This window comes from Mycobacterium sp. E2462 (assembly GCF_001672685.1).
Lineage (GTDB): Bacteria > Actinomycetota > Actinomycetes > Mycobacteriales > Mycobacteriaceae > Mycobacterium.
Genome location: NZ_LZKC01000113.1, coordinates 1 through 12,515, shown reverse-complemented (window position 1 = coordinate 12,515; position 12,515 = coordinate 1). Strand labels below are relative to the sequence as shown.

Here is a 12,515-nt window from a genome sequence, read left to right as displayed (position 1 = left end):
GCCGGACAGCACGACCGCGCTGACGGCGTCGTCACCGGCCCAGCGGCCGAGCGCGTCGGACAACGCCGCCACCATCGGCTCGTTGAGCGAGTTGATCGCCTTCGGGCGGTTGAGCGTGATCAGCCCGACGTTCTTCTCGACGCGCAACAAGACCTCGTCCGACTCCTCGGCCACGCCGCCTCCCGTCCGTCCGCACCTCGCTTCGAGGACAGAATCTAGATCGTCCGGACCGAGACGACGCCCTTGGGTAAGGGTTATCTTTAACGCGACGACCACGGCGGGGTTCGCTGAGCAGGCCAAAAGAACTCCGCCCGCGCCGGGAACCGGAGCGGACCGCTGATCGTTGACATGGTGTTCGCACAGCTCGAAGCCAATAAGAGAGGATCCGACGGTGCGGGAGACAAGCAACCCGGTATTCCGATCGCTGCCCAAGCAGCGGGGCGGATATGCGCAATTCGGCACTGGCGCGGCGACCGCCCAGGCCTATCAGACCAACCCCTACGCCGCTCCGTACCAGGAGACCAGGGCTTCCCGTCCGCTGACCATCGACGACGTCGTCACCAAGACCGGCATCACGCTGGCCGTGCTGGCGGCCTCCGCCGTGGTCTCCTACTTCCTGGTGACGGCCAACCTCGCCCTCGCGATGCCGCTGACCATGATCGGCGCGCTCGGCGGCCTCGGCCTGGTCCTGGTGGCGACCTTCGGCCGCAAGCAGGACAGCCCGGCGATCGTGCTGAGCTACGCGGTGCTCGAGGGCCTGTTCCTCGGCGCGCTGTCGTTCGTCTTCGCCAACTTCTCGGTGTCGCACGCGAACGCCGGGGTGCTGATCGGCGAAGCCGTGATGGGCACCTTCGGCGTGTTCTTCGGGATGCTGGTCGTCTACAAGACCGGCGCCATCCGGGTCACCCCCAAGTTCACCCGCATGATGGTGGCCGCCATGTTCGGCGTGCTGGCCCTGATGCTCGGCAACTTCGTCCTGGCGCTGTTCGGCGTCGGCGGCGGAACGGGTTTGGGCCTGCGCAGCGGCGGCCCGGTCGCCATCCTGTTCTCGCTGGTCTGCATCGCCATCGCGGCGTTCAGCTTCCTGATCGACTTCGACGCCGCCGACCAGATGGTGCGCGCCGGCGCACCGGAGAAGGCGGCGTGGGGCATCGCCCTGGGCCTGACCGTGACGCTGGTCTGGCTGTACGTCGAGATCCTGCGGCTGCTCAGTTACCTACAGAACGACTAGTTCTTTCCTCCGACGAGAAGACCGGCACGCCAGGCGGCGTGCCGGTCTTTTCGTGTGTGCGCTGACGCGCTGGAGGTGTAGCGCTTCGGGTGTGCGCTGACGGCGGGCGTGCTCGGCGTGTCGCCGCCGTCACCGCACGCCGACGCACTATCCGACGCGCACGCCCGGCCAAGCCGCCTAGCTGAGCCGCTCGAACACCATCGCCATGCCCTGGCCACCGCCGACGCACATGGTCTCCAGGCCGAACGTCTTGTCGTGGGTCTGCAGATTGTTCAGCAGCGTCGTCGCGATCCGGGCGCCGGTCATGCCGAACGGGTGACCCAGCGCGATCGCGCCGCCGGAGACGTTCAGCTTGTCCTCGTCGATGCCAAGCTCGCGGGCCGAGCCCAGCACCTGCACCGCGAACGCCTCGTTGATCTCGAACAGATCGATGTCGCTGACCGACAGGCCGGCGCGCGCCAGCGCCTTCTTCGTCGCCTCGATCGGCCCCAACCCCATGATCTCGGGCGACAGGCCGCTCACGCCGGTCGACACGATCCGCGCGAGCGGCGTGAGGCCGAGTTCCTTGGCCTTGGTGTCGCTGGTGATCACCAGGGCGGCCGCGCCGTCGTTCAGCGGGCAGGCGTTACCGGCGGTCACGGTGCCGTTGGGCCGGAACACCGGCTTGAGGCCGCTGATCTTCTCGTACGTGGTCCCGGGGCGGGGGCCGTCGTCGGTGCTCACGGTGGTGCCGTCGGGCAGCGAGACCGGGGTGATCTCCCGCTCGAAGAAGCCGCTCTTGATGGCCTCCTCGGCGCGGTTCTGGCTGCGCACGCCCCAGTGGTCCTGGTCCTCGCGGCTGATGCCGGTGAGCAGCGCGACGTTCTCCGCCGTCTGGCCCATCGCGATGTAGACGTCCGGCAGGTTGCCGTCGGTGCGCGGGTCGTGCCACTCGTCGGCGCCGTTCGCGGCGGCCGCCGACCGCTCCTGCGCCTCGTCGAACAGCTCGTTCTTGGTGTCCGGCCACGAATCGGCGCTGCCCTTGGCGAACCGGGACACCGTCTCCACGCCCGCCGAGATGAACGCGTCACCCTCGCCGGCCTTGATCGCGTGGAAGGCCATGCGCGAGGTCTGCAGCGACGACGAGCAGTACCGGTTGACGGTGGTGCCGGGCAGGAAGTCATAGCCCAGCTCGACGGCGATGACGCGGGCCAAGTTGAACCCGGATTCCCCGCCGGGCTGCCCGCAGCCCAGGATCAGGTCGTCGATCTGGTGGGGGTTCAGCTCGGGCACCTTGTCGAGCGCGGCGCGCACGATCTGCACGGTCAGGTCGTCGGGGCGCATGTTGACCAGCGACCCCTTCATCGCGCGGCCGATCGGCGAGCGAGCAGTTGAGACGATGACGGCTTCAGGCATGAGTGTTCCCTTCGAATCCCACAGACGGGCTGGCTCGCTTCACCGTCGGGCGGGGTCCACGCCGACGGGCCAGATCAAATCTAGTCGCTGCCGGCTTCGGGGCACGAGGACGGGCCCGGTCCCGCCGCGGGGCGCCGCCACAACCGCGACATCACGCTGCTGCGGGTGTGGCGCTGGCCGAGCACCGGGGTGGCCGCCTGCGGCGGCAGCCGCAGCGGCGGACGCTGCACCGTCTCGCCCAGCGCGTCGCACAGGGCGATCAGCAGGGCGTCGGCCGCCAGGGCGTACGCGGGCGGGGAGGGGTGGTAGCCGTCGGCGGAGAACATCGCGTCGGGAGTGGCCCGGAACTGGGGGGCCAGCAGCTGCGCCAGCGGCACCGCGACCCCGCCGGCCACCCGCACGGCCGCGGCCTGCGCGCGGGCCAGCTGGGCGCAACGCTCGTGCGCCAGCGACCGCAGGGGCTGGGGGATGGCGCTGATGACGCCCAGGTCGGGGCAGGTGCCGACGACCACGGTCGCGCCGCGGGCGCGCAGCTTGCGGACGGTCAGGCCGAGCCGCTGCGCCGACTGGCTGACCCCGTTGAGGGCGGTCACGTCGTTGGCCCCGACCATGATCACCACCACGTCCGGCGGCGGCCCGGCCACGAACATCGCGTCGACCTGGCCGCACACGCCCTTCGAGGTGGCGCCCACGATTGCCTTGGTGCTCAACCGAATTCGTTTGCCGGTCTGCTCGGCGAGGCCCCGCGCGATGAGGACGCCGGGCACCTGCTCGGCGCTCTCGCAGCCGTACCCGGTGGCGGTCGAGTCGCCGAAGATCATCAACGTCAGGTCGACGGCCATGCCGCGCCGCCACCGCTCGACCGGGCCGCCGCCGCGCACGTAGACGCCGTCGGCGCGGGGCGGAATGTCCCAGGACTTGGGGATGATGGTGCGCGCGTGGCTGGCCTGGCCGACCAGCAGGCTCCGCGCGCCCAGGTAGGCCGTCCCGGTCGACGCGAGCGCACCGGCGGTGGCCAGGGCGATCGCCGATCCACGTGGCACCCGGATGGTCACCCGAATCAGTTTAGAGGCGCTCGGATGTCTGCGGGGGCGGCTCGTCAACAATCCGGTCACGGTGCGACTCAGATGTGGTATCGAATCAGCGAATTCCTACGTTGCACTAAGCAACGCCTGGCAAGCTGAGAACACGGGGTCGGCTGAGCGCCTCGGCAAACGGCTGAACCAGACACTTGGCTGCCCCGTCACATGCTGTATCGCACTACAAAGGCGTAGGAAGTGTTGAGCATGACCGCACCCAGCAAGGTACCGGGTTCGCCCCGCAACGCCCTTCGACCCCACGACGCCGCCGCGGCCCGCAGAGCCGCCCACGCGCATCGGCGGCGCCGGTTCGCGATCAGCGACGGTGCGCCCGTCGAGGTCCTCGAATCGGGGCCCAGCCTCGCCGCGCGAGTGGCCAGCCTGACGTCCCGGGTGACCATCCGGCCCGTGCTGTCGGTCGGCAGTCACGTGCCGAACTTCCCCTGGCCGTGGGGCCTCATCGACCTGGCGGCCCGCGTGGTGCTGCCGGCGTCGGCGACCGTCCGCGAGACGATCAGGCTGCCGCACGCCTCGGCGCAGCTGGTGCGCGCCCCGGGCGTGCTGCCCGCCGACGGCACCCGCCGCATGGTGCTCTACCTGCACGGCGGCGCGTTTCTGACCTGCGGCGCCAACTCGCACGGCCGGCTGGTCGAAGCGCTGTCGAGGTTCGCCGATTCCCCGGTGCTGGTGGTCAACTACCGGCTGCTGCCCAAGCATTCGATCGGCATGGCCCTCGACGACTGCCACGACGCCTATCAGTGGTTGCGGCGCCGCGGGTATCAGCCCGAGCAGATCGTGCTGGCGGGCGACTCCGCCGGCGGCTACCTGGCGCTGGCGCTGGCCCAACGCCTGCAGGCCGAGGCCCACGGCGAGGCGGACATGCCCGCGGCCTTGGTGGCGATCTCGCCGCTGCTGCAGCTGGCGAAGGAGTGCAAGCAGTCGCACCCCAACATTGCGACCGACGCGATGTTTTCCGCCCGGGCGTTCGACGCCCTCGGTGAGCTGGTCGCCGCCGCGGCGGCCAAACACGTCGTCGACGGCAAGCCCGAGGAGGTCTACGAACCGCTCGAGCACATCGCGCCCGGGCTGCCGCGCACGCTGATCCATGTGTCGGGTTCCGAGGTGTTGCTGCACGACGCCCGGCTGGCGGCCGCCAAGTTGGCGGCGGTCGGCGTCCCCGCCGAGGTGCGGGTCTGGCCCGGGCAGGTCCACGACTTCCAGCTGGCCGCGCCGGTGGTCCCGGAAGCGGTCCGATCGTTGCGCCAGATCGGCGAATACATCCGCGAGGCCACCGGCTAGCGTCGCGTTCCCGGCAGCGGTGGTGCGTTCCGCGAAACCGCCTGACACGATATGCGCATGCGGATCGCCCAGCACATCAGTGAGCTCATCGGCGGGACGCCGCTGGTTCGCCTGAACTCCGTCGTCCCCGCGGGTGCCGGGACCGTGGCAGCCAAGATCGAGTACCTCAACCCCGGCGGCAGCGCCAAGGACCGGATCGCGGCGAAGATGATCGACGCCGCCGAGGCCAGCGGGCAGCTCAAGCCCGGCGGGACCATCGTCGAGCCCACCTCCGGCAACACCGGCGTCGGCCTGGCGCTGGTGGCCCAGCAGCGCGGCTACAAGTGCGTCTTCGTTTGCCCCGACAAGGTGGGGGAAGACAAGCGCAACGTCCTGCTGGCCTACGGCGCCGAGGTGGTCGTCTGCCCGACGGCGGTGCCGCCCGCCCACCCGGACAGCTACTACAGCGTCTCCGATCGGCTGGTCACCGAGATCGACGGCGCCTGGAAGCCCGACCAGTACGCCAACCCGCAGGGCCCCGCCAGCCACTACGAGACCACCGGGCCCGAGATCTGGGCCGACACCGACGGCAAGGTCACGCACTTCGTCGCCGGCATCGGCACCGGCGGCACCATCAGCGGGGCGGGTCGCTACCTCAAGGAGGTGTCCAACGGGGCCGTTCGCGTGGTCGGCGCCGACCCCGAAGGCTCGGTGTACTCCGGCGGCACCGGCCGGCCCTACCTGGTGGAGGGCGTCGGCGAGGACTTTTGGCCCAAGGCCTACGACGCGAGCGTCCCCGACCAGATCATCGCGGTCTCGGACTCCGACTCTTTCAACATGACCCGGCGCCTGGCCCGCGAGGAGGCCATGCTGGTCGGCGGCTCCTGCGGCATGGCGGTGGTGGCCGCGCTGCGCGTCGCCGAGGAGGCCGGGCCCGACGCGCTAGTGGTCGTGCTGCTGCCCGACGGCGGCCGCGGCTACATGGCGAAGATCTTCAACGACGCCTGGATGTCGTCCTACGGTTTCCTGCGCAGCCGCCTCGACGGGTCCACCGATCAGGCCACCGTCGGCGACGTGCTGCGCCGCAAATCGGGGGAGCTGCCGGACCTGGTGCACACTCACCCGTCGGAGACGGTCCGCGACGCCATCGGCATCCTGCGCGAATACGGCGTCTCGCAGATGCCGGTGGTCGGCGCCGAGCCGCCGGTGATGGCCGGCGAGGTGGCCGGCAGCGTCTCCGAACGCGAGCTGCTGTCCGCCGTCTTCGAGGGCCGGGCCAAGCTGGCCGACGCCGTGTCCGAGCACATGAGCCCGCCGTTGCCGATGATCGGCGCCGGTGACTGGTCGGCGCCGCCGGCGGACGACGAGGGGGGCGGCGGATAGGCGCCGCCGGGCGGCGGTTGATCGGTCATGGGCAACCTTCCACTGCGGGTCGGGCGCGGGTCCGGCCGACCTTGGCCGCATTACAGTACCTGAGGCCCCGGGCCCCGGCGAGCGGCTGCGGGCTAGCGGCGCCCCCGCCGGGACCGGCCATCCGCACGCTGCCGACCGGCGACTACACGCCGTGGCTGACCCGCGCGCTGGCGTTCGTGATCGACATCCTCCCGTACGTCGTGCTGCACGGCATCGGCACCGCGATCCTCGTCGCCACCCAGCAGACGGCCTGCGTCACCGACGTCACGCAGTACGCGGTCAACCAGTACTGCGCCACCCAGAACTCCACGATCGGCCTGCTCGCACAGTGGCTGGCCTCCGCCGTGGGGCTGTTCTATCTGATCTGGAACTACGGCTACCGCCAGGGCACCACCGGCTCGAGCGTCGGGAAATCGGTGCTGAAATTCAAGGTGGTCTCCGAGGTCACCGGCCAGCCCGTCGGCTTCGGGCTGTCGGTCGTGCGCTCGCTGGCACACATCGTCGACGCGATCATCTGCTTCATCGGATTCCTTTTCCCGCTGTGGGATTCCAAGCGGCAGACGCTGGCCGACAAGATCATGACGACCGTCTGCCTGCCGGTCGAGGCCCCCGAAGGGCGACCGAGCTAGCCGCCGACCGCGGACGGTCACCTAGGCTGATCGTCGATGAGCGAGCGCACCGAGGGCCACCACTTCACCGGCCTGGCGACCAGGGCGATCCACGCCGGCTTTCGGCCGGACCCGGGGACCGGGGCGGTCAACGCCCCGATCTACGCCAGCAGCACGTTCGCCCAGGACGGTGTCGGCGCGCTGCGCGGCGGGTTCGAGTACGCGCGCACCGGTAACCCGACACGCGCCGCGCTGGAAGCCGCGCTCGCCGCGGTCGAAGACGGCGCCTACGCGCGCGCGTTCGGCTCCGGGATGGCGGCGTCGGACTGCGCGTTGCGCGCGTTGCTGCGCCCGGGCGACCACGTGGTGATCCCCAACGACGCCTACGGCGGCACCTTCCGGCTCATCGACAAGGTCTTCACGCAGTGGGGTGTCGAGCACACCCCGGTGCCGCTGCACGACCTGGACGCCGTCGGCGCCGCGATCACGCCGCGGACCCGGCTGATCTGGGTGGAGACGCCGACCAACCCGTTGCTGTCCATCGCCGACATCGCGGCGCTGGCCGAGCTCGGTCAGCGAAACTCGGCGAAGGTGTTGGTGGACAACACTTTCGCCTCGCCGGCGCTGCAGCAGCCGCTGCGGCTCGGCGCCGACATCGTGCTGCACTCGACCACCAAGTACATCGGCGGTCACTCCGACGTGGTGGGCGGCGCGCTGATCACCAACGACAAAGCCCTGGACGACGCGTTCGCGTTCCTGCAGAACGGCGCCGGCGCGGTGCCGGGCCCGTTCGACGCCTACCTGACCATGCGCGGCCTCAAGACGCTGGTGCTGCGCATGCAGCGCCACAGCGAGAACGCCCAGGCCGTCGCCGAATTCCTGGCCGGGCACCCGGCGGTCGGTGCGGTGCTCTACCCGGGCCTGCCCGGGCACCCCGGCCACGCCGTCGCCGCCCGCCAGATGACGGGCTTCGGGGGGATGGTCTCGGTCCGCATGCGCGGCGGCCGCCAGGCGGCCCTCGCCCTGTGCGCCAACACCAAGGTGTTCATCCTCGCCGAATCGCTGGGCGGCGTGGAGTCGCTGATCGAGCACCCCGGCGCCATGACGCACGCGTCGACGGCGGGCTCACAGTTGGAGGTGCCCGACGACCTGGTGCGGCTGTCGGTGGGTATCGAAGACCTGGCCGACCTGCTGGCCGACCTGGACCAAGCCCTCGGCTAGGCCAGCCGACCGTCAGTCGTGGTACGGCTCGGCGCTGACCAGCGTGACCTCGACGGTGCTGCCGTTGGGCACTGTGTAGCTGCGGGTCTCGCCCTCTTTCGCGTCGATCAGCGCACCGCCGAGCGGTGAGTTCGGGGAGTACACCTCGAGCTTGCCGTCCTTGACACCCTCCTGGCGGGTCGCGATCAGGAAGGTCTCGGTGTCGGACTTGTCGCCGTTGTAGTAGACCTTGACGACCGAACCCGGCAGCGCGATGCCGGACTGCTTGGGCGCCTCGCCGACCTTGGCGTTGTTGAGCAGGTCCTGCAGCTGCCGGATGCGGGCCTCCTGCTGGCCCTGCTCCTCGCGGGCGGCGTGGTAGCCGCCGTTCTCCCGCAGGTCGCCCTCCTCGCGGCGGTCATTGATCTCCGCGGCGATGACCGGGCGGTTCGCGATCAACTGGTCGAGCTCGGCCTTGAGCCGGTCGTGTGACTCCTGGGTCAGCCAGGTCACCGAAGTATCCGTCATCGCGTCGTGCTCCTCGTGTTGTCGTTCCGCGTGCCCGCGTAAGCCCTATTCGCCCGCCGGGAGCGTTCTCGTGCCGCTCACCGTGCCCGGGCCTCTAATGCAGCAATACACGGTCCCAACCGGAACCGTGCATTCATCCATGTTACCACCGCGGAAACAACCGATGACTCCATTTTCGCTGTTCGTCCACATTCGCCCCGCCCCGGAGGCCGCCCTCAACCGGCTTGCGGGCGCAGGTAGGCGGGCACGTCGGTGCCGCAGCCGTAGATGTCGGCGACCATCGGCGGCTGCGACGAGGTCACCGTCGTCGTCACCTGCACGGTCGGCGTCTGCGCAGGCGGAACCAGCAGCTCGCGGCGGCCCGTCTCGCTGCCGTCGCGGGCCCGCACGCGCACGATGCAGTCCACCGGCCGCGCCGGGTCGGATCGCGTCACGCTGATCGTTACCGACGCGGTGTGGTCGTCGATCACCCGATAGCCGGCCAGCGAACCGGTGACGTCGCTGGTGCCGATCCGTTGATAGCCGAGCACCGCGATGGCGACGCCGGCCACCAGGACCAGCGCGCCTAAGGTGAGCACCACCCACCGCCGGGGTACCCGAGACAGTCGGGCCCGGCCATAGCGGGCCTCCGGCCGCGGCAGGGGAGTTTCGGTCACGCGCGTCAGCCTGGACTCTGGGCTGCCGGACACCGGCCGACAGCATGCCGGTAAGTGAAAACTGGAATTATAGGGTCGCGTACCAACGAGCAAGGGGAGACGTGAGCGAACTGCGGTTGATGGCGGTGCACGCCCACCCCGACGACGAGTCGAGCAAGGGTGCGGCGACCATGGCCCGTTACGCCGACGAGGGTCATCGGGTGCTGGTGGTGACGCTGACCGGCGGCGAGCGTGGCGACATCCTCAACCCGGCAATGGACCTGCCCGAGGTGCACGGGCACATCGCCGAGATCCGCCGCGACGAGATGGCCAAGGCCGCCGAGATCCTCGGCGTGGAGCACACCTGGCTGGGTTTCGTCGACTCCGGCCTGCCCACCGGTGACCCGCCACCCCCGCTGCCCGAGGGTTGCTTCGCGCTGGTGCCGCTCGAGGAGTCCGTCGAGGCGCTGGTGCGCGTCGTGCGTGAGTTCCGGCCGCACGTGATGACGACCTACGACGAGACCGGCGGCTACCCGCATCCCGATCACATCCGCTGCCACCAGGTTTCGGTCGGCGCGTTCGAGGCCGCCGGCGACTACCGGCGGTTCCCGGACGCCGGCGCTCCGTGGAACGTGGCCAAGCTGTACTACGTGCACGGGTTCTTGCGCGCCCGCATGCAGATGCTGCACGACGAGGCGATCAAGCACGGGCAGGAACCGCCGTTCAAGAAGTGGCTGGAGCACTGGGACGCCGCGCACGACCCGTTCGAGTCGCGGGTCACCACCCGCGTCGAGTGCTCCGAATACTTCAGCCAGCGCGACGACGCGCTGCGCGCCCACGCCACCCAGATCGACCCGTACCACGACTTTTTCGCCGCCCCCATCGCCTGGCAGCAACGGCTGTGGCCCACTGAGGAATTCGAGCTGGCGCGCTCGCGGGTGCCGGTCCGGCTGCCCGAAGACGACCTGTTCGCCGGGATCGAGGGCGACGCATGAACGCGGCCCTGATGAGCGCCGTGGTGCGCTGGCAGGCCGACGGTGCCCCGCAGCACACCGGCCCGGACTTCGGCAAGGCCAGCCCCGTCGGCCTGGTGGTCGTCGTGGTGCTGCTGATCGCCACCCTGCTGTTGCTGCGCTCGATGAACCGGCAGCTCAAGAAGGTGCCCGAGTCGTTCGATCCCGTGCACCCCGAACCCGATCAGGCCGCCGACGAGGGCACCGACGCGGTCGAGGAGCCCCGTCACGCCGACGGGCCGGCCCGACCCGCGGGGCCCGGCGATGAGCCGGGCTGAGGGGTCCGAGACGAACACCCTCGGGCGGGCGACCAGCCCGTACCTGCGCCAGCACGCCGACAACCCGGTGCACTGGCAGCAGTGGACGCCGCAGGCGCTGGCCGAGGCCGCCGCGCGCGATGTGCCGATCCTGCTGTCCGTCGGGTACGCCGCCTGCCACTGGTGTCATGTGATGGCGCACGAATCGTTTGCCGACGACGAGGTCGCCGCCGCGATGAACGCCGACTTCGTGTGCGTCAAGGTCGACCGCGAGGAACGCCCGGACATCGACGCGGTCTACATGAACGCCACGGTGGCGCTGACCGGCCACGGCGGCTGGCCGATGACGTGCTTCCTGACTCCCGACGGGCGGCCCTTCTTCTGCGGCACCTACTACCCGAAAGAGGGCTTCCTGCAGCTCCTTGACGCGGTCGCGACCACGTGGCGGGAACGCCGCGGCGAGGTGGAGCAGGCCTCCGACCACATCGCGGCGGAGCTGCGCAACACCGCCGGTGCGCTCGGGGGGCCGGGCGTCGAGCCGGCGCTGTGTGACCACGCGGTGGCCGCGGTGCTGGCCGAGCAGGACGTGCTGCGTGGCGGCTTCGGGGGCGCACCCAAGTTCCCGCCCTCGGCGCTGCTCGAGGCGCTGCTGCGGCACTACGAACGCACCGGCTCGGCCGCGGCGCTGACCGCCGTGCAGCGCACCGGCGCCGCCATGGCCCGCGGCGGCATCTACGACCAACTCGGCGGCGGCTTCGCCCGCTACAGCGTCGACAACGCTTGGGTGGTGCCGCATTTCGAGAAGATGCTGTACGACAACGCGCTGCTGCTGCGCGCCTACGCGCACTGGGCGCGGCGAACCGGCGACCCGTTGGCGCGCCGGGTCGCCGCCCACACCGCCCGCTTCCTGCTCGACGACCTGCGCGCGGACGGCATGTTCACCTCGTCGCTGGACGCCGACGCCGACGGCCGCGAGGGCTCCACCTACGTCTGGACGCCCGCGCAGCTCGCCGAGGTGCTCGGCGAAGAAGACGGGCGTTGGGCGGCAGACGTTTTCGCGGTCACCGACGCGGGCACCTTCGAACACGGCGCCTCGGTGCTGCAGCTTCCCGCCGACCCCGACCCCGCCGAGCGTTTCGAGCGGGTGCGCCGCGCGCTGCTGGCCGCCCGCCGCGCCCGGATCCAACCCGGGCGCGACGACAAGGTCGTCACCTCCTGGAACGGGCTGGCGATCACCGCGCTGGCCGAGGCCAGCGTGGCCCTCGACGATCCCGGGCTCGCCGACGCCGCGGCCGACTGCGCGCGGGCGGTGCTGCGGTTGCACGTCGTCGACGGCCGGTTGCGGCGGGCCAGCCTGGGCGGCGTGGTCGGTGAGAGCGCCGCCATCCTCGAGGATTACGCCGCGCTGGCCACCGGCCTGCTCGGGCTGCACCAGCTCGACGCCGAGCCGGCCTGGCTGACCGCGGCGACCGGCCTGCTGGACACCGCGCTGCGGCATTTCGTCGACCCGCAACGGCCCGGCCGCTGGTTCGACACCGCCGACGACGCCGAGCGACTGGTGCTGCGCCCCGCCGACCCCCTGGACGGGGCGACCCCGTCGGGAGCCTCGCTGATCGCCGAGGCGCTGCTGACCGCGGCGCACCTCGCCGACGGCGATCGCGCGCAGCCCTACCTGCGGGCGGCCACCGAGGCGCTCGACGCGCATTCGCTGCTGCTCGACCGGGCGCCCCGCTCGGCCGGGCACTGGCTGGCCGTCGCCGAGGCGGCGGTCCGCGGGCCGCTGCAGGTGGCGGTCGCCTGCGACCCGGCGCGGTCCGCGCTGCTGCTCGACGCGCGCCGGCGAGCCCGGGATCGTCGAGGGCCACGCTGGCCTCGGCC

General features: G+C 71.0%; 11 protein-coding genes and 2 pseudogenes. 8 read left to right on the top strand and 5 right to left on the bottom strand.

The genetic code is table 11. The features are described from left to right. A partial coding sequence (locus tag A5714_RS25135; RefSeq protein ID WP_197513558.1) for an enoyl-CoA hydratase/isomerase family protein occupies positions 1 to 174 on the bottom strand: 174 nt, incomplete at its 3' end. 217 nt (positions 175 to 391) lie between these two features. On the opposite strand from A5714_RS25135, the gene A5714_RS05505 reads away from it, so the two are divergent. Continuing rightward, positions 392 to 1,231 carry a Bax inhibitor-1/YccA family protein gene (locus tag A5714_RS05505; protein ID WP_068075563.1) on the top strand — a complete coding sequence of 280 codons (840 nt, stop codon included), beginning with the start codon at positions 392 to 394 and terminating at the stop codon, positions 1,229 to 1,231. Positions 1,232 to 1,408: 177 nt separating this feature from the next. Here A5714_RS05505 and A5714_RS05500 read toward each other — a convergent pair whose 3' ends face one another. Together A5714_RS05500 and A5714_RS05495 are read right to left on the bottom strand one after the other, a co-directional pair. After that, a complete protein-coding gene (locus tag A5714_RS05500) occupies positions 1,409 to 2,626 on the bottom strand; it encodes an acetyl-CoA C-acetyltransferase (protein ID WP_068075566.1) in 1,218 nt (405 codons plus the stop codon). 80 nt (positions 2,627 to 2,706) lie between these two features. Further along, entirely contained in the window at positions 2,707 to 3,669 is a 963-nt protein-coding gene (locus A5714_RS05495) for an SGNH/GDSL hydrolase family protein (protein WP_156747179.1), read from the bottom strand. A 243-nt stretch (positions 3,670 to 3,912) separates the two neighbouring features. Between A5714_RS05495 and A5714_RS05490 the strand changes: the two genes are divergently transcribed. From A5714_RS05490 to A5714_RS05475, 4 genes and pseudogenes are all read left to right on the top strand, one after another. After that, positions 3,913 to 5,004, top strand: coding sequence for an alpha/beta hydrolase (locus A5714_RS05490; RefSeq protein ID WP_068283529.1), 1,092 nt, complete (start codon positions 3,913 to 3,915; stop codon positions 5,002 to 5,004). Between the two features lie 57 nt (positions 5,005 to 5,061). Then, positions 5,062 to 6,354, top strand: a pseudogene (locus A5714_RS05485) (cystathionine beta-synthase); the annotation flags it as partial. 107 nt (positions 6,355 to 6,461) lie between these two features. Then, positions 6,462 to 7,025 (top strand): annotated as a pseudogene (locus A5714_RS05480) (RDD family protein); the annotation flags it as partial. A 36-nt stretch (positions 7,026 to 7,061) separates the two neighbouring features. Further along, positions 7,062 to 8,225 carry a cystathionine gamma-synthase gene (locus tag A5714_RS05475; RefSeq protein ID WP_068283526.1) on the top strand — a complete coding sequence of 388 codons (1,164 nt, stop codon included), beginning with the start codon at positions 7,062 to 7,064 and terminating at the stop codon, positions 8,223 to 8,225. A gap of 12 nt (positions 8,226 to 8,237) precedes the next feature. Here the strand turns inward: A5714_RS05475 and greA are convergent, their stop codons facing one another. Both greA and A5714_RS05465 read right to left on the bottom strand, forming a co-directional pair. Continuing rightward, positions 8,238 to 8,732 carry a transcription elongation factor GreA gene (gene greA, locus A5714_RS05470; RefSeq protein ID WP_068067374.1) on the bottom strand — a complete coding sequence of 165 codons (495 nt, stop codon included), beginning with the start codon at positions 8,730 to 8,732 and terminating at the stop codon, positions 8,238 to 8,240. 215 nt (positions 8,733 to 8,947) lie between these two features. Next, complete coding sequence (locus A5714_RS05465; protein WP_068067369.1) at positions 8,948 to 9,388, bottom strand: DUF4307 domain-containing protein; 441 nt, start codon at positions 9,386 to 9,388, stop codon at positions 8,948 to 8,950. A gap of 101 nt (positions 9,389 to 9,489) precedes the next feature. Between A5714_RS05465 and mca the strand changes: the two genes are divergently transcribed. The 3 genes from mca to A5714_RS05450 form a co-directional block, all read left to right on the top strand. Then, positions 9,490 to 10,362 carry a mycothiol conjugate amidase Mca gene (mca, locus tag A5714_RS05460; protein WP_068067367.1) on the top strand — a complete coding sequence of 291 codons (873 nt, stop codon included), beginning with the start codon at positions 9,490 to 9,492 and terminating at the stop codon, positions 10,360 to 10,362. Continuing rightward, a complete protein-coding gene (locus A5714_RS05455; RefSeq protein ID WP_068283521.1) occupies positions 10,359 to 10,658 on the top strand; it encodes a hypothetical protein in 300 nt (99 codons plus the stop codon). The genes mca and A5714_RS05455 overlap by 4 nt, the downstream gene beginning before the upstream one ends. After that, the coding region (locus tag A5714_RS05450) for a thioredoxin domain-containing protein (RefSeq protein ID WP_068283518.1) at positions 10,645 to 12,515 on the top strand (1,871 nt) is incomplete at its 3' end. The genes A5714_RS05455 and A5714_RS05450, both read left to right, overlap by 14 nt.